This is a genomic window from Algoriphagus sp. AK58 (assembly GCF_014324365.1).
In the GTDB taxonomy this organism is placed as follows: domain Bacteria; phylum Bacteroidota; class Bacteroidia; order Cytophagales; family Cyclobacteriaceae; genus Algoriphagus.
Window position 1 is genome coordinate 20,482 of record NZ_QEIG01000003.1, and the last position, 19,139, is coordinate 39,620.

Annotated in this window: 12 protein-coding genes; 6 read left to right on the plus strand and 6 right to left on the minus strand. The window is 45.1% G+C overall.

Annotated elements, in window-relative coordinates:
* Positions 1-9: 9 nt before the first annotated feature.
* The 4 genes from DDT91_RS02170 to DDT91_RS02185 all read right to left on the minus strand — a co-directional run bounded on the left by DDT91_RS02170 (position 10) and on the right by DDT91_RS02185 (position 3,348).
* Positions 10-1,251, minus strand: a complete 1,242-nt coding sequence (locus DDT91_RS02170; RefSeq protein ID WP_187174491.1) for a hypothetical protein — start codon at positions 1,249-1,251, stop codon at positions 10-12.
* A gap of 184 nt (positions 1,252-1,435) precedes the next feature.
* On the minus strand, positions 1,436-2,407 hold the full coding sequence (locus tag DDT91_RS02175; RefSeq protein WP_187174492.1) for a MoxR family ATPase: 972 nt from the start codon (positions 2,405-2,407) through the stop codon (positions 1,436-1,438).
* Between the two features lie 118 nt (positions 2,408-2,525).
* A complete protein-coding gene (locus DDT91_RS02180; protein ID WP_187174643.1) occupies positions 2,526-3,167 on the minus strand; it encodes a pseudouridine synthase in 642 nt (213 codons plus the stop codon).
* Positions 3,168-3,171: 4 nt separating this feature from the next.
* Positions 3,172-3,348, minus strand: coding sequence for a hypothetical protein (locus DDT91_RS02185; protein WP_187174493.1), 177 nt, complete (start codon positions 3,346-3,348; stop codon positions 3,172-3,174).
* Positions 3,349-4,221: 873 nt separating this feature from the next.
* On the opposite strand from DDT91_RS02185, the gene DDT91_RS02190 reads away from it, so the two are divergent.
* The gene (locus DDT91_RS02190) at positions 4,222-4,836 is read left to right on the plus strand and encodes a Crp/Fnr family transcriptional regulator (protein ID WP_187174494.1); all 615 of its coding nucleotides are present in this window, start codon (positions 4,222-4,224) and stop codon (positions 4,834-4,836) included.
* Positions 4,837-4,882: 46 nt separating this feature from the next.
* Here DDT91_RS02190 and DDT91_RS02195 read toward each other — a convergent pair whose 3' ends face one another.
* The gene (locus DDT91_RS02195) at positions 4,883-6,244 is read right to left on the minus strand and encodes an alkaline phosphatase family protein (protein ID WP_187174495.1); all 1,362 of its coding nucleotides are present in this window, start codon (positions 6,242-6,244) and stop codon (positions 4,883-4,885) included.
* A 75-nt stretch (positions 6,245-6,319) separates the two neighbouring features.
* Positions 6,320-9,490 carry a TonB-dependent receptor gene (locus DDT91_RS02200; RefSeq protein ID WP_255501999.1) on the minus strand — a complete coding sequence of 1,057 codons (3,171 nt, stop codon included), beginning with the start codon at positions 9,488-9,490 and terminating at the stop codon, positions 6,320-6,322.
* Between the two features lie 406 nt (positions 9,491-9,896).
* On the opposite strand from DDT91_RS02200, the gene ileS reads away from it, so the two are divergent.
* The 5 genes from ileS to DDT91_RS02225 all read left to right on the plus strand — a co-directional run bounded on the left by ileS (position 9,897) and on the right by DDT91_RS02225 (position 19,135).
* The gene (ileS, locus tag DDT91_RS02205) at positions 9,897-13,271 is read left to right on the plus strand and encodes an isoleucine--tRNA ligase (protein WP_187174645.1); all 3,375 of its coding nucleotides are present in this window, start codon (positions 9,897-9,899) and stop codon (positions 13,269-13,271) included.
* A 10-nt stretch (positions 13,272-13,281) separates the two neighbouring features.
* Positions 13,282-13,902, plus strand: a complete 621-nt coding sequence (locus tag DDT91_RS02210) for a lipoprotein signal peptidase (RefSeq protein ID WP_187174496.1) — start codon at positions 13,282-13,284, stop codon at positions 13,900-13,902.
* Positions 13,903-14,105: 203 nt separating this feature from the next.
* Positions 14,106-17,045: a DEAD/DEAH box helicase gene (locus DDT91_RS02215; protein WP_187174497.1), complete on the plus strand. Its 2,940-nt coding sequence runs from the start codon at positions 14,106-14,108 to the stop codon at positions 17,043-17,045.
* A gap of 255 nt (positions 17,046-17,300) precedes the next feature.
* Positions 17,301-18,647 (plus strand): PhoH family protein, encoded by a 1,347-nt coding sequence (locus DDT91_RS02220; RefSeq protein WP_187174498.1) that lies wholly within the window; start codon positions 17,301-17,303, stop codon positions 18,645-18,647.
* A 257-nt stretch (positions 18,648-18,904) separates the two neighbouring features.
* Positions 18,905-19,135: a hypothetical protein gene (locus tag DDT91_RS02225; RefSeq protein ID WP_187174499.1), complete on the plus strand. Its 231-nt coding sequence runs from the start codon at positions 18,905-18,907 to the stop codon at positions 19,133-19,135.
* The last annotated feature ends 4 nt before the right edge of the window (positions 19,136-19,139 follow it).

A 19,139-nucleotide genomic window follows, 5' to 3' on the forward strand; every position in this document is an offset into this window, starting at 1 on the left:
ATGAGTTGATTATTTGAAGTCAGCGAGGGCGTTTGCCGCAGCAGCCCAAGTCCATCCAGCGAAGGCTGATTTGTCTGCTCCAACGGTATTTGCCCGGATCGCTACTGTAGAGGCGTGTACATCGGTACCGTTTCTGAAGGCTTGCTGGAGGGTTACTCCATCAGCAAGAGTTGCTTCTAGTTTGGCAAACTTCAAAACTCCGTTATTGAAGTTGGCAATGGTGTTGTCACCGCTTAGGGAGAAGTCGCCTCTTCCTGCATTGTTATTAGCAGTTGGGGCAGGGAAGTTGAAGAAGTAAAGATTTTCGAAGGTACCTCTAGCACCGGCTCTGAAATCTGCAAATTCAGATGATGGATGGCCTTTGATCGAGCCGTTTTTCACGATATGAGCGGCATTGTAAGACCCCTCAGGTCCATCTATTTCCAAGGCATGGTCAGTGTTTACCCCGCAGATCACGATGAAGTTGTCCAGGGTACCCGCCCACGCTTGGTCAGTGTCTATGGCATCATCGCCTGAATTCCAGATAAGTGCATTTTTTACGGATACTGTTCCACCAAACCATTCGATACCATCATCTTGATTGGCTACCACTTCCACGTTTTCTATTACGGTTCCTGAACCTACTCCACCCAGAGTCAACCCGTTGATTTCGTTTCCTTCACCGATATTTGCACCTCCATGACGAATAGAAACATATCTCAATACACCGGAATTGTCTGCGTCATTATTCCCACCGTATAGGCCATTGGTGTCTGAAGCAGGTATACCTTCGATTTGTATTTCCTGTACATCACCTGCAAAAGAACTTCTGGCTCTACCCAAGATGAGCACACCGCCCCAAAGACCTTCCAGAGTTGGATCCATATTGGGAGAAGCTATTTGGCCTGGTCTGATTTCGTCGGCAACAGTGGTAAAAATGATGGGTTGAGTGGCTGTTCCTGCTGCGTTGATTCTGGCCCCTCTTGCGATGATGAGGGCGGAGGCATTGGCTCCGGTACCTACTTCACCTTTTACAATCACCCCTGGCTGGATGGTAAGCGTTACACCTGATGTAACTGCTATTCTTCCCGAGAGGACATACACCTTTCCGGTTTCCCATGTGGTGTTTGAAGTAATGTTTGAACTGATGACAATGCTGGAATTATTCCCATTTCCATTGTCTGTCCCTGGTTGGTCATTTCCTTCGATACATCCTGTGAAGCCGATTACTGCAGCAGTCAGGATCAACATAAGGGCTTTGAAATTTTTCATTTTTATAAATTGAATTGTGGTTTTGCGATTTTCTGATGCAAAGGTGGATTCAATTTTTCAGCCCAATAGAATGAATCGAATTATGGTTTTTTTAAAAATGAAGACAGAATTTAATATTGTATTAACAGGAAAAGCATAAAAAAAGGCTTCCCTCACGAGAAGCCCTTTTAAGCCATAATTTGTGTTATTTCAATGTTACCGACTTGTTAATCGGTACTTTTTCGAGGAGGGTTTTAACCAGGCTCCTGGTGTTGACATTATCCGCTTCTGCCTCATAATTGAGCAGAATTCTGTGATTGAGTACATCTTCGGCGATTTCTTTGATGTCCTCCGGAAGCACGTAATCTCTTCCATCCATGTAAGCCACAGCTTTGGCAGCAAGATTCAGATTGATACTTGCTCTAGGAGACACGCCAAACATAATATACTTGGCTTCATCCTTTAATCCATACTGCTGAGGGAAACGGGTGGCAAACACGAGCTCTATGATGTAGTTTTCCAAGGGCTCTGCAATGTTTACCATATTGATCTGATTACGGATGTCAAATATGTCCTGCTTAGAGAGGATAGGTCTTACCTCTGCGTTGTATTGAAGATTGGACATTCTTCGCATGACCTCCATTTCGTCGGCTTTGCTTGGATAGTCGATGTGGACCTTCATCATAAATCGGTCTACTTGCGCTTCGGGAAGAGGATAGGTTCCTTCTTGATCTACGGGGTTTTGGGTAGCCAACACCAAGAAAGGCCGGTCCAAAGCAAAAGTAGTCTCTCCGATGGTGACCTGTTTTTCCTGCATGGCCTCCAACAGGGCGGATTGTACTTTGGCTGGAGAGCGGTTCACTTCGTCTGCAAGGATGACATTGGCGAAAATAGGCCCCTTCTTTACCTCAAAGTTGGAAGTCTGCTGATTATAGATCATGGTGCCAATCAGGTCAGAAGGCAACAAATCAGGCGTAAACTGAATACGGTTGAAGTCCAAATGAAGGACTTTAGCCAGGGTATTTACGGTAAGGGTTTTTGCCAATCCTGGCACCCCTTCCAGCAAAATATGTCCGTTAGTGAATAGGCCGATCAACAGTCGATTGACCATTTTGTCCTGACCGACAACCACTTTTTTGACTTCCTGAATTACTTCGGCGATTTTTTCCTGATGCATGAACTACACGTATTAAATGCTTGAAATGGCTGGGCTAAAATAGGGGAAATTGTACCAAAGGACAATCTTAATTCTTAGCAGTGGTATTGCCGAGGCTCTTCTGAGATTTTAGGAATTTTTAAGACCGCCGATCCTTCTTTCTGAAATTACCTGAAGAATCTGTCTTCATAAATCCCGTCAAGCCCAACGCACGGTAGACCGATTCTTGATCCATCTCTCGGATTTCCCCGACCTGCATCCCTGAAATATTGATTTTTTCCATGGAAAACCTCACCAAACGTAAAGTGGGAAACCCTACTGCTGCGGTCATCTTCCTCACTTGACGGTTTTTTCCTTCAATAAGAGTCAGCTCAATCCAAGTATCGGGGATAGAAGCCCGATAGCGAATGGGAGGGATACGCTCAGGTAGACTAGGGGCAAGATCAACGATTTTAGCCAAGGCTGGTTTGGTCTTGTAATCTCTGCCGTCCACATTTATGAGGACCCCTGACTGCAGTTGTTTTAACGCTTCAGGAGTGGGAAGGCCCTCCACCTGCGCATAGTAGGTGCGCTGATGTCCAAATCTGGGATTGAGCAGGTGATGGTTGAGCCACTTGTCGTCGGTGATTAAAAGTAAACCTTCACTGTCCTTGTCAAGTCGACCGACTGGATAGACTTCTTTGGGAAAAGTGCCGAGAGAGGCCAATGTAGGCCCCTCTCCGCTAAACTGGCTTACTACGCCAAATGGCTTGTAAATGATAAAGTATCTGTGCAAAGCGATGGATTTAACTTCCGCAACCGATGCAGTCAAAGTGCGAGTCCATTGGTTTTACTCCTTTGAGCTGCATCTCTAGGTTATGAATCTGATCCCGGATTTCCATATCGGCAAACATGTCTCCGGTGAGTTGAGACTTGAGGGAGGCAATAGCTTCCTCGAGGGCTTGTTTTTGTTGTTCGGTCATAAAAGTGGGGTTTGGTTGTGAATGATTGAGTGGATTGAAAATAGCCAAATCAGGTGATTTGGTTCCTTTCGTTCGTGGATTTTTTAGAGTCAAAAATTAAGCCAGTTGATCTTCAGGGAGATGGGTAAGGTGGAATGGGTGAGGTTGAAGGAATTGCAAATTCCATAAACTATTCGTTTGTAAAATACTATTCTCAACCTGGGTCAATTGGCAAAAATATCGGTCGTCATTACGTGACTGCTTAGTCCAAATGAATATCAATTTTCGAAACAAAATCACTGCCGTAGGCATGACCGGTTTTAAAATTGAACATAGTTTTCCCATTCCGATATCCTTTCCTTCATATGAACGGGCTTGGTCAGGGTAATCATTTGAAGACCATTTTCGGTAAATTGACTGATCTTGTATGGTTCGAACTTTTGAATAGCCCTAGGTGGATACCTAGGCCAAATTATAGTATCTGTATATCCGCTTTCTTACCAGAAAATTATGCTTGCTTTAAAAATTTCTAGAAAAGGTTGAAATCTAGAAAGCTTCGGTCCTCTGTCATCGGACTTCCGACCCATTAATCGAAGAGTATTTGGCTGATGGTGCAATTGCGGACAACCATATTGTAGTGATATGTTTCGGTTTTGGGAATCACCTAAGGGGTTGAACTTTTTGGAAAGGCAATTATTCTTAGAAAACTAATAAATGTGCTACTACTTCACCAACCTGAGAAAAAATCCTTTATCTCCATAAAATTTCCCCCATATTAATTTCTTGCCCAAAGTATTATCGGCACATTTTCAAAGTATTAAGTTCTAGTGAAGCTTGACGATCGGCATTCCAAAATTCCATTTTACAAAGGAAATTGTACCAAAAACTATCTTCATGGAGTTCAACCTTTTCGAATATCTGAAAGGCAAGGTCGAGGAAGGTTTTACCCAGGTAAAGCCTTTGGAAATAGAAAAGGGGATCTTGCTCTATCAACCTCCCCAACGCATCACACCTATATATGAAATCGTCAAAGGTGCCATCCGAATTGGATCCTATTCAATTCAGGGGGAGGAAATTTGCTACGATATACTCAAACCAGGAGACTTTTTTGGCAATCTCCAATACCTCAACGGCCAATTCTCCGAATTCGCCAAAACCCTCACGCCGGTAGTTTTGAGGACGTATGAACAGCCCTTTTTCAAAAAAATTACTACCCAAATCCCGGAAGTCTCCGAATGGTTTTCCTATAAACTGGTCAGCCGATGGTGCAGAGCGGAAGAGCGCCTTTTTGCCGTACGAAGTCTCAGTGCCCAAGAAAAAGTCCGGCGAACCCTCAAGCAGTTTCAAGAACAAATCGAGGATGGAACCGGCAAACATCATAGTTTGGTAAACCTATTGACTCTCCAAGATATGGCTGACCTCACAGGAATGACTCGGCAGACCGTCTCCAAAGTGATCAAGGAAGAACTTTTCAGAAATGGGGTAAAAAGATCAAAGTCAAGAACATAAAAAAACCGGTCGAAAAATCGACCGGCTTTCTCAGTAGAGGCAAAAATTATTTCTTGATCCCCGGATACAGATTGCTCTCAGGAAGGTCCATCTTCAGGTTGAGCAGATAGTCGACTACTGCAGCCACATCCACTAGGCTCATTTCTTGGATTTCTACATTGGATTGGATCCCCGCTCCCCAGGCTATAAACCCGGTTTCGATCTCATCAAAGTCAGGGAAAAATCCATGTGTCCCACCCTTCGCAGGTTTCAATATGGCACCTTGACTACTGGAGGAGAATGACACCCCCCGGATTGGAGCCAAGGCCAAGGCGGCATTGGGATCAGCGCCGATTTCAGCCAACTCTTCCTTCTCCACAACACGAAACAGTTTCTTGTAATTTTCTGGAAGTTGGCTCAGGATGGATTTTACCTGATCTAGGGTTTTTTGGTCCTTGGGATCTTTGAGATGCAGAAATGCCGAAGCTCCACTCGTGTGAAAAGTCGCCTTCCAATTGCCACGGTCAGGCTGATTTTCCATCAATCCAGCTTCTACCAGCCAAACATTAGGACTTAGCGAACTATGGATATTGACAAACCCATGATCTCCAGTGACGATAAAGGTGGTTTGATCGAGGATGCCGGCACGCTCGGCAGCTTCGATGATTTTACCGATTGCCCGGTCGGTCGCGGCAAGAGATTTTCTGACCATCGGACCCTCTCTTCCTTCCACATGTTGAAAATGGTCCGTGGCAATCAGATGCAAAGTGATCAGATTAGGCTTGTAAGTCTCCAACACATAGCCTGCCATTTCCCCGATGCGATCCTCGCGGTTGAGGTAGTCCCCATTGAAGGTACGCTCGTTGAGTTTACCAAGCACTTGCTCTTCGAGTTCGGCCAAAAGCCCTTTGGGGCTTTCTTCATTTCGCATGGGCTCGATTCGTCCGAAGCCTTCCTCAAGACTCCAATATTCTGGGAGGTTGTAGTCGATGGGCGCGCCCACTGAAACTGGCCAGATAAAACTTGCGCTTTTCATTCCAGCCTTTCGCACAGCATCCCACAGGGTAGGCACTTTTATTTTCTCAGTCTCCCAATACCATCTGCCCGTTTGACCACCTGGCTCAAATGGGGAATTGTAATAAATCCCATGGGCCGCTGGAGTACGGCCTGTGACGATGGTGGTATGAGAGGGATAAGTCACCGAAGGAAAAACTCCTGTCACTCCTTCGGCACGAGCTCCTTGATAGGCCATCTCCTGAAGATTGGGTGCAGGCCAAGAAGGATCCAGGTAAAAATCAGGTCTAAATCCGTCAATGGAAATCAAGATCACATGCTGACTGGGTTGATTTTGGGCATTGGCTGAGGAATACCCAATCCCTAAGCATAGAACTAGAGACACAATGGATATAACTATTCTAAAATTGTTCATAGGAAAATTGATTAAAGGGAAGGAAAAAGCCCGCTTTTCACAATGAAAAAGTCGGGCCTTGTATTATTGAATCGATTAGAAGAAGATTCTACCGGAAATCTGCACCTGGAAAGGTGTCCCGCCCGGATTGGCTACCCCAACATTGGGATTGATTTGGTACACATATTCCTGCTTGGCTCGGTCAAAATTCCGTAGCGTCATCAAATTCTGATTTCCTAGATTTTTGGAAGTACCCCACTCTTTATTAAGCATATTGGCAACGTTGAAGATGTCAGCACCCAGTTCAAATCCGGTTCTTTTTGCATCATTGAAGTAGAATTTCTTGGTGACTCTCACATCCCAAAATCCGAAGTACCCATTTTCACCCCCGTTTCTTTCAGCCACTTTACCCAAACTGTTTCGCAAATAGCTAAGTGCCAGATTATCTGGATTGGCCAACACCTCCCTCATGGCAGTAGCCACCGATTCGGACAATCCCGGCGTATTCGGATCAAACACAAAGGCCAAGTCATTGCTGTTTACAAAGTCACCGTTAACATTGCCATTGACCACGAGGGAATACCGAGTTCCGCCGATGCCAGAATATCTCACACCTACAGTCACCCCTTTGAAGGAAGGAAGTGTACCGTAAAAAACCACTTTTTTCCTAAACTGGCCATTAGAGTAGCTCATGCGGGAAAGATCTCGGGGATCATCCACCACTGCCTGAAACAAGGTCGCACTGTTGGCTACGTTGCCGTTAAAGGAAGTATTGTCTTTCGAGTCGTTCCAAGTGTAGCTGGCAGTGACTTGTCCGTCTTTGAAATAGCGATAGGTTCCATCAATCACCACCGTATAAGTATTGTTTCTTCCTTCACTGACCAGTTCGAGCACCCTTCCCAATTCAGTAGTTTTCCTCCCTCTGGTCCAGTCTGCATTACCGTTGGTAGTGCTGATGGTTTCGATAGGCACATAGACTCCCCGATTTCCTTCATTGGCCAGTCTAAAGAATGGTTCATCCACCATGTTTCGGTCAACATACATGTAGTTATTTCGGGCAAGGGATGCAATTACATTGGCTCCTAGACGCAGTCGGTTGTTGATGATTTTGTTATACATCACATTTCCCTTGTACACGGTAGGTACTTTCAGGTCCTCACTGTTCATATTGATCGTGGTGACAGGAGATACACCCGGAAGATTCAAAAGCTCTCTTCCCGGGGCCGTAGCGGGATTGTTTCTGTAGGAGACAAAATCCGGAGTAGGAACCGCAGCTCCGGTGATATCCACCGCTACGATTTTTGTACCGTCAAACTGCAGGTTGTTGACATCGGTGTAGTTGTTCAGCGCCGACCCAAAGATTCCCCCACCGATTCTAAGTACATCCGTTTGTCTCTGATTGATATCCCAGGTAAACTGAAATCGAGGCTGAATCTGGAAGGCATTGGTTTTTACATCCGTCCTTAAGCCAAGCTCATCAAATACGGTCTGATTAAAGTTGGGAGCATTTTTATACCCCGTGTAATCTCCTCTCAAACCCAAAACTAAGCTCATGCCTCGTCCCAAATCGGTATTGGACTGGGCATAAATCCCCCCTCCAAAAATCGTCTGCTCCACAGTAGGATCAGTCAAAGCGACTTCTCTTGCATACCGGAAAGGCCGAAGATTGTCAAAATTATCCAAGCCGGTGAAGAAAAATCGACCATTAAACTCACTGGTGGCCAAAGAGGACAAGTTGTTCATCAAGAGGTCCATACCGAACGTGTAATTGGTTTTTCCCTTGTTGTAGTAAAGGTTATTGACCAATTGATAGACATTGGATTCAAACCGTTCAGGAAGAAAACGTTGGCCTCCAAGCTGGATATTGGTGTTGACGGTTCGGTCATTTACTTGAGACTGCACATTTTGCACGATAGCTCTTGGGATATTTTCGCTGGGAAGCTGAGCATTGGGTCGGCCGTCGTCCAAAGTGTAGAGGTATTGTAGCTTCAGTTCGTTGGTCAGATTGGGGGTAAGCACTGTCCGCAGGGAAGCCATCAAGCTGTTGGCCGTGGACAAGTGATCTCCATACACCTCATAAAGATTGATAGCAGTGTTATCATTGACCCCTTGACTGTTGAGGTCCCAAGAGAAATTGTTTCGTACAGTCAAAAGGTTTTTGGAATTGATCTGATAGTCCAAGCGCAAAAATGCGGTGTGAGAATACCTCAGCTTGTCAAAGCTGCCGGTCTGTGGAGAATCTGCCACTCCATATTTGGTTCTGGCGATCTGAAGATAACGGTCGAGACTTTGGCGGGAGACGTTGAACCGGACTTCATCCTCTGGGGTCTGAAGGTCTGCGATAAAAAGTGGCTGCGCATCTCTCTGCCCATCATAAGCTACAAAATAGTGCAGCTTGTCCTTAATAATTGGACCTCCCAAGGTCACCCCATACTGCTGAATGGAAAATTCATTGGTTCTCCGGTTGCCTCGGATATCATACTTACTGGCAAGCCAATCTGCCCGATTGAAGAGAAAGGCAGACCCTTCGACTCGGTTAGTACCGGTCTTGGTCACCGCAGAGATAATCCCTCCTCCGCTGCGTCCATTGGTCACGTCATAGTCATTGGTCATGACTTCAAACTCCCGAATAGCTTCCATAGAAATCGAAAACGGTCCTCGGTTGGTAGAACCGCTGGAAAGCGGACTGCGGTTGGTCATCCCGTCAATGGTATAATTGGTCGATGAAAAAAGCTGACCCAAAAGGCTGTTTCCATTAGAAACAGGGGATAAATCGACCAAAGAATTGAAGTTCCTACCATTTACAGGAAGGGTGGACATATCCTTAGCCGAAACTGCCGTAGAGCTTCCGAGTCGGTCGATGCTGTTTGTAATGGAGTTGGCCATCACGCTGACTTCCCCCAGTTCTTGGGCTTGCTCACTGAGAATAAAATCCAATTTGATATTATCGCCTTGATTGAGCGAAATACCGGTAAATGTTTTGGAACCGTAACCCATGTAGGTTGCTGTTACCGTATAATTAGTCCCCAAAGGAATCTGGGAAATCAGGTAGTTACCTGTTACTCCGGTAACCGTGGAGGCCGTAAATCCGGTCAGCTCATTCTTGACCAAAATCTGTGCTCCGATCAGCATTTCTCCTTCCGTGTCGGTCAACTTACCGGACACAGAGGCATTCACTAATTGCGCAGAGGCATTTTGAGGTAGAAGGATACTGAAAATCAAGGTCAGTACCATCCCGAAGGTTTGTGTAAAAGTTTTGAATCTCATAGAATTGAGCAGGTTGATTAATGCTCAAAACTAGAGGTGGACCCAGGCCTGGATTTGTTAAAAATTAACATTCAGTCCATTCTTCATGAAAGCTTAAAACGGGAAACAATTCTTTAAAAATGGGATAATAGATTGAAAAAAACGCGCTTTTCCATCAGTTGATACCCTAAAAATCTGTTTGCTGCAGACGCCGTTTTTCCTTTTTCCAATCTGCTGGAATTGGTAGGATTTTTTATTCATTGACTTAATTGGAAGGCCTTGCTGTTTAATTTTGAGGGGGTTCATTCTGATTTTGAAATTCATTCTCCCCCAAAAGACCAATATTGCTATCTTTGTGCCTTGTTTTGAGCAGGATGGGGCCTCTCCATCCTCTTTTCTCACCTACATGCCCCTAAGAAAGGAACTTGTGAAAACGTACCAAGAATTCAAACAGGTCGATTACCCGCATATCGGAGAGTCCGTCCTTCAGTATTGGAAAGAAAATCAAATCTTCGAAAAGTCTATCGCCAACCGTGAGGGGGCCGAGACCTTTACCTTTTTTGAGGGTCCGCCTTCGGCCAATGGCACTCCCGGGATTCACCACGTGATGGCCCGTACACTGAAGGATATTTTCTGCCGATACAAGACGCTGAAAGGATTTCAGGTGAAGCGCAAAGGTGGTTGGGATACCCATGGCCTTCCTGTGGAGCTTCAGGTGGAAAAGGAACTGGGAATCACCAAAGAAGATATTGGCAAGAAAATCACTGTCGAGGAATACAATCGCAAATGCCGGGAGACGGTCATGCGTTTCAAAAACGAATGGGACGACCTAACCGAGAAAATCGGCTATTGGGTAGACCTCGATGATCCATACATTACGTTTGACTCCAACTATATCGAGTCACTTTGGCACTTGCTGAAGAAGCTTTATGACAAAGGCCTCCTTTACAAAGGCTACACCATACAGCCTTACTCTCCTGCAGCTGGAACTGGCCTGAGCTCTCATGAACTCAATCAGCCGGGTACTTATAAAGATGTCAAAGACACCTCCATCACGGCGCAGTTTAAGCTGAAAGGAGAAGAAAACACCTACATTCTCGCTTGGACCACCACGCCTTGGACCTTGCCATCCAACTCGGCCTTGGCCATCGGTGAAAACCTGGATTACGTGAAAGTGAAAACTTTCAATCCCTACACTCATGAGCCTGCAACCGTGATATTGGCGAAAGCCCGAATGGCCGCTTACCTCAATCCTAAGGCTGCCGAACTGAAACTGGAAGATTATAAGGCAGGCGACAAACTCATCCCTTATGAAGTGATCGAAGAGTTTAAAGGCAAAACCATGCTGGGTTGGGAATATGAGCAGTTGTTCCCAATATCAGCTTTGTCCTTGCCTCATCCCGCATTTACTGTGGTAGCCGGTGACTATGTGACCACCGAAGACGGTACCGGGATTGTGCACTTGGCCAAGGCATTTGGTGCGGATGACTTTAGAACTTTGGTACAGAATAATGTACCGGGTGTCTTTGTCAAGGACGAACTCGGGAATGACATCCCCGTGGTGGACAAGCAAGGTAAATTCCTCCCTGTGGTGGGTGAATACCTCGCTGCCAAAATGCAGGAGCACGGCATCACGGCGCACAAAGCGTACGGGATGAATGACTTCTATGTCAAAAACTACACGAATGATGATGAAAGCGCAGCGGATTACAAAAACACGGACGTGATCATCTCCATCATTCTCAAGAATGAAAACAAGGCCTTCAAGGTCGAAAAATACGAGCACACCTATCCACACTGCTGGAGAACAGACAAACCTGTGCTGTACTACCCACTGGAAAGCTGGTTTATCAAAACTACAGCCTTCAAAGACCGCATGGTGGAGCTCAACAAAACCATCAACTGGAAGCCCGAGGCAACCGGCACAGGCCGCTTTGGCAACTGGCTGGAAAATCTGGTAGACTGGAACCTTAGCCGTTCCCGATTCTGGGGCACGCCACTTCCGATCTGGAGAACGAGCGACGGCACGGAGGAAAAATGCATCGGATCCATCGCGGAGCTGAATGCGGAAATCGAAAAATCTGTGGCGGTGGGCTTTATGGCCAAGTCTCCTTACGAAGGTAAGGAACTCGATCTGCACAGACCCTATGTGGACGATGTGATTTTGGTGTCGGAAAAAGGCGAGAAAATGTTCCGCGAGCCGGACTTGATCGACGTTTGGTTTGACTCAGGAGCAATGCCGTATGCACAGTGGCACTATCCGTTCGAGAACCAGGACATCTTCGAAGCCAACTATCCGGCTGACTACATTGCTGAAGGTGTGGATCAGACCCGTGGCTGGTTCTTCACGCTTCATGCGATTGCAGTGATGCTCTTTGATAGCGTGGCGTTCAAAAACGTAATCGCCAACGGGCTGGTCTTGGACAAAAACGGCAATAAAATGTCCAAGCGCTTAGGTAATGCCATTGATCCGTTCAAAACCTTGAAAGAATACGGTCCGGATGCTTTGCGCTGGTACATGCTGAGCAATGCCAATCCTTGGGACAACCTGAAATTCAATCTGGATGGTGTCACCGAAGTGCAGCGAAGGTTCTTTGGCACGCTTCAGAATACGTATAATTTCTTCGCCTTGTACGCCAATTTGGATGCTTTTGTCTATGACCAATCCAAGGCTGTACCGGTAAGCGAGCGGGCTGAACTCGACCAATGGATCACCTCCAAGCTTCAGTCTCTGATCGCAGAGGTGGAGGAGGCCATGGACAACTACGATGCGACCAAGGCTACCCGTTCAATCATGAATTTCACCGTGGATCAGCTTTCCAACTGGTACGTACGACTGGCCAGGAAACGATTCTGGAGAGGAGAAATGAATACCGACAAACAGGCTGCTTACGAGACGCTCTACGAATGCTTGTTGACACTTTCACAGCTGATGTCTTCTTTCGCACCTTTCTATGCGGATTGGCTGTACAAAAACCTGACTGAAGCAGGCGAAAGCGGCAAAGAATCCGTACACCTGACCGACTGGAAGTCATCAGACTCCTCCCTGATCAATACCGATTTGGAAGCCAGTATGGACTTAGCTCAAAACATTTCCTCTTTGGTGCATTCGCTGAGAAAGAAAGAAAAGCTAAAAGTGCGACAGCCGCTTCAGCGCATCTTGATCCCCGTACTTTCTGCCAAAACCAAAGCCCAAATCGAGCACGTCGAAGAGTTGATCAAAACCGAAGTTAACATCAAGACTATTGAGTATCTAGACGATGCTTCAGGAATTCTGGTAAAAAATGTGAAACCCAACTTGCCTGTTTTGGGGAAAAAGTTGGGACCAAAAATGCGCTATGTCGTCGCTGCCATCAATAGCTGGGGGCAAACCGAAATCTCCCAAATCGAACGTGAGGGCAAAATCGGAGTGGATGTCGAAGGAGAAACCATCGAATTGCTATTGGAAGAAGTGCTGATCAGTTCTCAGGACATCCCGGGTTGGTCTGTGGCTTCTGACCAAGGAGTCACGGTAGCGCTGGATGTGACCTTGACAGAGGAGTTGAAGCAGGAAGGTGTAGCACGAGACTTGGTCAACCGTATCCAAAATCTCAGAAAAGATATGGGGCTTGAAGTCCAGGATAAAATCAATATTCTGGTAGCTGACTCCAATGAACTAGTAAATGCTTCAATTGCCAATTTTGGAGAGTATATTCAGTCCGAAACTCAAGCTTTGAGTCTTTCGTTGAGCACTCAGCTGGAAAACCCCACTCTGCTTGATATGGACGAATTTGAATTGGCAGTAAAAGTAGAAAAGGCCTAAGCCCCAACTCATGAACAACTACATCAAATATTTTGGAATTGCGCTTTTGGTTATCGCTGTCGATCAGGTGGTAAAAATGTTGGTGCATTTTCAAATGGATTTTGGAACTCCTGGTCAGATCCAGGTCTTTGGAGATTGGTTTAAGCTTCACTATACTACCAATCCTGGAATGGCATTCGGGATGGAGCTGGGTTCGGAATACGGTAAAATGATTCTCACTTCCTTTAGGTTAGTAGCTATGGTGGGCATCGGATACTACCTGCATTATATCATCGAAAAGAAAAATCATCCGGTATACATTCTTTGTATTGCTATGATTTTGGGTGGTGCTATTGGCAACTTGGTAGATTCGGTTTTCTATGGCGTATGGTTGGACAATGCTCCCTATAATGCACCAACCCCTTGGTTTCATGGTCAGGTAGTCGATATGTTTTACTTTGATATCTGGGAAGGGTATATACCCGAGTGGGTACCTCTTTGGGGAGGAAGTTACACTGCGTTATGGCCTATTTTCAATGTGGCAGATGCATCCATATTCATAGGAGTTGCTATTATTTTAATTTTTCAGAATAGATTTTTCCCTGAAAGTAAAGTAGAAAAGGCCAAGGAAGGCCTGGAGATAAATTCCTAATGCATCAAAGACTTCCTCAAAAAAGGCCTTTTCTAATCAGAAAAGGCCTTTTTTGATACCAGTAGAAAAAACAGGCGGTATTAATGAAAGGAGGTCGGATTTTTTAAGTAATTTTCCTTTTGTATATCCAAAAAAAGCCCCAACCATTTGATATAGTCGAACAATATATATTGCTCTGACTATATAAAATTTGACAAGTCACTATGATTGTAAATCCGGATCAGCCGTTTCAGATTGTTTATTCTATTTTCAGTCATGAATATTTAGGATTGCTTTTTGAATCTTATGTAGTCCCTCTTGATGACAAAGGAAGACTTACTTATGCCTATCAAAACATAAGTTCTGCCAACGCAAAGGAGTTTGATTCTGGATTGGACAAAACGGATTATGAATTGATCAGGCTGATGGATGCCATGCAGCAGGATGTGGTGGTCAAGCCCTACATGAAAAAAGGGAATCTCAAGCCAAAGGATTTTTTGAGGAAAATTTTTGATCCCAAGACTGAAGATAAAACGATCCAGGAGCTTCTGTTTAAAAATTTGGAGATCAAACGATCCAAAATTCTCCCTCTTCTGATTGGGAAGAGACTCTTTGAAACTGCCTCTGATGGGACACCAACAGGAAAAGAAATAAAAATTCATGCAGAACGGGCTACGGTGATCTTCCATTTTGATAAAGGAGAATTCAATACCCAATATTATCCTACCATCAAATTCCGGGGGCAGAAGTTGAACTGGCAACACCGAGGAGGCTATTTGGTCTGTAAAGATCCTGCCTGGCTAATTGTGGATCAACAGCTTTTCCACTTCGAAAAGGGGATTGATGGCAAAAAACTTCAGCCCTTTCTCAATAAAAACTCCATTATGATCGAGCGGAGATTTGAGCCGGAATACTATAAAAAATTCGTCACCTCCCTCATCACCCAATTTGAAGTGGTAGCCAAAGGTTTTGAAATCCACACCGAACAGGGGACGCCAGAGGCTCTTTTGGCCATAAGCGAATTGCCGGGAGGAACTATGACAGCAAACCTTTTCGGCGAGGAAATGGAGGAAACCGCTGAAGATATCATCGTATTGGAACCCCGATTCAAGTATGGGGAGTACGATTTTGGGGTTTTGGTCAATGACGGAGAAGGAAGCGGGAACTCGTGCAGATATGAGGAAAAGGAAGGACAGTTTACATTTTACAAAACTGTCCGAACTGCAAAAGTCGAGGAAAGGTACCTGACCATCCTGAAGAAAAAAGGCCTAAACTTCATCCATGGTAAAATGGCTATGCCGAAAACCCAAGCCTTTGAATGGCTGGGAAACCACGAGGATTACCTGGAAGAAAATAAAATCAAGATCGTTCAGAGGAACGGGCTGAACGGAAAAACTTACCATATAGGCAAGGCACAAATCACGATCGAAGTCAATGAAAACATCGATTGGTTTGATGTGAAAGCCCTGATCAAATTCGGAATTTACCTGGTACCTTTTGCCAAGCTCCGCAAGTTGATCATCCAAGGGAAACATGAATTTGAGCTGCCTAATGGAGAAATCGCAGTAATCCCAGCTTCCTGGTTTGTCAACTACTCGGAGCTTTTCAATTTTATCGAAGAGCGGTCTGCTGAGGAACTCGTACTGAGAAAACACCATCTGGCATTTGCCAGAGAACTACAAAACGGGGAGCTAATCCGACTTAATCTCAGCCTGAAGCTGGAACGCCTTCGTAATTTCGACGCCATTGAGGATTACGAAGTACCTTCTACTTTCCAGGGTTCTCTAAGACCTTATCAGCATGCCGGCTACAATTGGCTGCGCTTCCTGAACGAATATCAATTTGGAGGATGTCTGGCCGATGACATGGGTCTGGGAAAAACCGTCCAGACCCTGGCACTTTTGGCGCATGAAAAGGAAGAAAATCCCGGCTTTGCTTCCTTGCTTGTCATGCCTACCTCTCTGATTTACAACTGGGAACTGGAAGCCAGAAAATTCACTCCTGACCTAAAAATACTGGTCTACTCCGGTACTCAGCGGATCAAAGATCCGTGGAAGTTCCGTGGGTATGACGTGGTGTTGACTTCCTATGGCATTGTCCGACTGGATATTGATGTGCTGAAAGACTTCTACTTCAACTACGTAATTCTGGACGAATCTCAAGCGATCAAAAACCCCACCTCCAATATCGCCATGGCGGTAAATAAGCTGAAAAGCAAGCGAAGATTGATCCTCACCGGCACCCCTGTGGAAAACGGTACGATGGACCTATGGTCCCAGATGAACTTTGTCAATCCGGGTCTGCTGGGCAATCAGAATATTTTCAAGAAGCAGTTTCTGCAGCCGATCGAAAAACAAAACGACAAGACCAAAGCTTCACGCCTCCATGCGATGATCAAGCCTTTTATCCTGAGAAGATTAAAGTCCCAGGTAGCCAAAGATCTCCCCGAAAAGCTTACCAATGTGAAGTACTCCGACATGACTGCCGAGCAGGAGAAAGTGTACGAGGAAGTAAAAAGCTACTATCGGGAAAAAATCATCGGAGAACTTGCCGGCATGGGCCGGGGCGCACAGCAGTTTACTTTATTGAGAGGATTGACCCAACTTCGTCAGATCGCCAATCACCCTAAATTGGTAAGGGAGGATTATAAAGGTGAATCCGGTAAGCAGGAAGACATCACTTACATGCTGCAAGAGACCATTTCAGAAGATCATAAAGTATTGGTATTTAGTCAATTTGTAAGACATCTTTCCATTGTGCGGGAGTTTTTGGACAGGGAAAAAATCCCCTATGCCTATCTGGACGGAGCTACCAAAGACCGTCAGGCACAGGTCGAAAAATTCCAGAATGACCCAGAAGTCAAAGTCTTTCTGATTTCCTTAAAAGCCGGTGGGGTAGGTCTCAACCTGACCAAAGCTGAGTATGTGTTTTTACTGGATCCATGGTGGAATCCTGCCGTAGAAGCTCAGGCGATTGACCGTGCTCACCGGATCGGTCAGGAGAACAAGGTTATCATCTACAAATTTATTACCCGAGGGTCGGTGGAGGAGAAAATCATGGCTCTACAGGATAGAAAACTAGCTTTGGCGGGAGAACTGATTTCCAATGAAGAAAGCTTCATGAAGAGCTTGGATAATGAGGATATCCGGGCCTTGTTGGATTAAGTGATTGAAAGATTTTAAGATTGGAATGACTTGTCCGCCGTGGCGGATTGGAAGATTACCGAGTGCTAAACCGTGGCTACTAGTTGACTAATCCAAACTGGTAAAATTTTAATTTTCCAATTTTTATCAATTTGATTTTCAAGACTATCCCTAGGATTGACAAATCTTAACCATAATTTCTTCAAAGAAAAGCGCATTTCACGGAGATAATTTTTTAAATTATTTCAACAGTACACCACTACAATTTTCCTGCGCATGCCTAGAGCTAAGTCCGATAAAGATCGGAAAATCTTTGTGCTGGACACATCCGTGATCCTTTACGCACACAACTCCATCATGAATTTTGCTGAGCACGATGTGGTGATTCCCATCACGGTACTCGAGGAGCTTGATCAATTCAAGAAAGGCAACGACACCAAGAATTTTGAGGCAAGGGAGTTTATCCGACTATTGGATAAGCTATCCCAAGACCACATGATTCATGAGTGGACTCCATTAAACGGGAAGACCAGGGGGAATTTCAAGGTATTGATGAACCCGGACAACAACCTAAATGCGAATGTGATCTTTGGGGAGGAGAAGAATGACCATAAAATCCTGAATGCAGCACTCTACCTAAAGCAGCATGAAAGGGATCGAAAAGTCATTCTTGTATCGAAAGATATCAATCTCAGACTGAAGGCTAAATCCCTGGAAATCCACGCGGAAGATTACGAAACAGGGAAAATCAAAAACATCTCCGAGCTTGAAAACACGGGTAAGTATTTTCTGGACGATGTAGATCCTCAAGCCATAAACACCCTTTATGATCAGGGATACATCGAGGCAAAGGCCATACTGGGTACCAGAAAGCGGAAAGCCAATGCATTCTACATCCTGAAAAGTGAAAAAAATTCTGTCCTCGCCTACTACAACTCAGATCAAAATGTGCTGGAGCGAGTGGACAAAAGACTAGCCTACAACGTAAAACCTCGAAATGCCGAGCAGACTTTTGCCCTGCATGCCATCATGAATCCCAATATCAAACTGGTGTCGATTCAGGGAGTGGCAGGAACGGGTAAAACACTTTTGGCTTTGGCGGGTGCCTTGGAGCAGCGAAGAGATTACAAGCAGATTTTCTTGGCCAGACCGATCGTACCACTTTCCAACAAAGACATCGGCTATTTGCCGGGAGACATCAAGTCCAAGCTCAATCCCTACATGGAGCCGCTTTGGGACAACCTGAAATTTATCCAAAATCAATACAAGGAGACGGACAAGGAATACCAGAAAATCACCGAACTGGTCAATCAGGAAAAACTGGTGATCCAGCCTTTGGCCTACATCCGTGGTAGGTCACTTTCGAATATTTTCTTTATCGTGGATGAGGCGCAAAACCTGACTCCGCATGAGATCAAGACAATCATTTCCCGGGCAGGAGAAAACACCAAAATCATCTTCACGGGTGACGTCTTCCAGATTGATACGCCTTACTTGGATTCTCAGTCCAACGGCTTGTCCTACTTAATTGACAGAGTTAAAGACCATCCGCTCTATGCGCATATTAAACTAGAAAAAGGAGAACGGTCTGAACTGGCCAATCTGGCGAATGAGTTGTTGTGATCGAATGATGAAAAAGAACCTAAAAGCTGCCCGAAAAGGCAGCTTTTCATTTTTTAGGGTAAAAGTTGTTAAATCTTCGCAAATCATGAAACCAAATATTGTTCGGTGAATTTGTCCGCCCATGGCTGATAGCTGTACGGTATCGTACAGTCGTTTTTCTAAAAAATGCTTTCTAGCTCATTTTAAGCCCCTTTTAAAGTTTGGTCGCCTTTTGGCATATTCCCTACATACGAAAACAAACCAACTTCTTGACTGCCATGACTACTGCACTCTTTTCCCAAAAAAATGTCTGCGCGGCGCTGGGATTCGCTATGGCAATTACCATCGTCCTCAAAGCAAAAGCTGAATCCAGCCTTGTAAAGCATACTGCCCGATTTGAAACTACTAAACCAACTCCACAGATCGGATTTGAATCTCACACTGGTCCTGAAATTCATCAGGTACACCTCTACAAAAGCGAAAAGTCCCAGAATCCCGGGACTTGCTGAAAGA

Bases quoted from the DNA above. Each gene is read 5' to 3' on its own strand.
- DDT91_RS02190 (WP_187174494.1), top strand. From the start codon at position 4,222: ATGGAGTTCAACCTTTTCGAATATCTGAAAGGCAAGGTCGAGGAAGGT.
- DDT91_RS02170 (WP_187174491.1), bottom strand. From the start codon at position 1,251: ATGAAAAATTTCAAAGCCCTTATGTTGATCCTGACTGCTGCAGTAATC.
- DDT91_RS02200 (WP_255501999.1), bottom strand. From the start codon at position 9,490: ATGAGATTCAAAACTTTTACACAAACCTTCGGGATGGTACTGACCTTG.
- DDT91_RS02185 (WP_187174493.1), bottom strand. From the start codon at position 3,348: ATGACCGAACAACAAAAACAAGCCCTCGAGGAAGCTATTGCCTCCCTC.
- DDT91_RS02210 (WP_187174496.1), top strand. From the start codon at position 13,282: ATGAACAACTACATCAAATATTTTGGAATTGCGCTTTTGGTTATCGCT.
- DDT91_RS02225 (WP_187174499.1), top strand. From the start codon at position 18,905: ATGACTACTGCACTCTTTTCCCAAAAAAATGTCTGCGCGGCGCTGGGA.
- DDT91_RS02195 (WP_187174495.1), bottom strand. From the start codon at position 6,244: ATGAACAATTTTAGAATAGTTATATCCATTGTGTCTCTAGTTCTATGC.
- DDT91_RS02215 (WP_187174497.1), top strand. From the start codon at position 14,106: ATGATTGTAAATCCGGATCAGCCGTTTCAGATTGTTTATTCTATTTTC.
- DDT91_RS02175 (WP_187174492.1), bottom strand. From the start codon at position 2,407: ATGCATCAGGAAAAAATCGCCGAAGTAATTCAGGAAGTCAAAAAAGTG.
- DDT91_RS02220 (WP_187174498.1), top strand. From the start codon at position 17,301: ATGCCTAGAGCTAAGTCCGATAAAGATCGGAAAATCTTTGTGCTGGAC.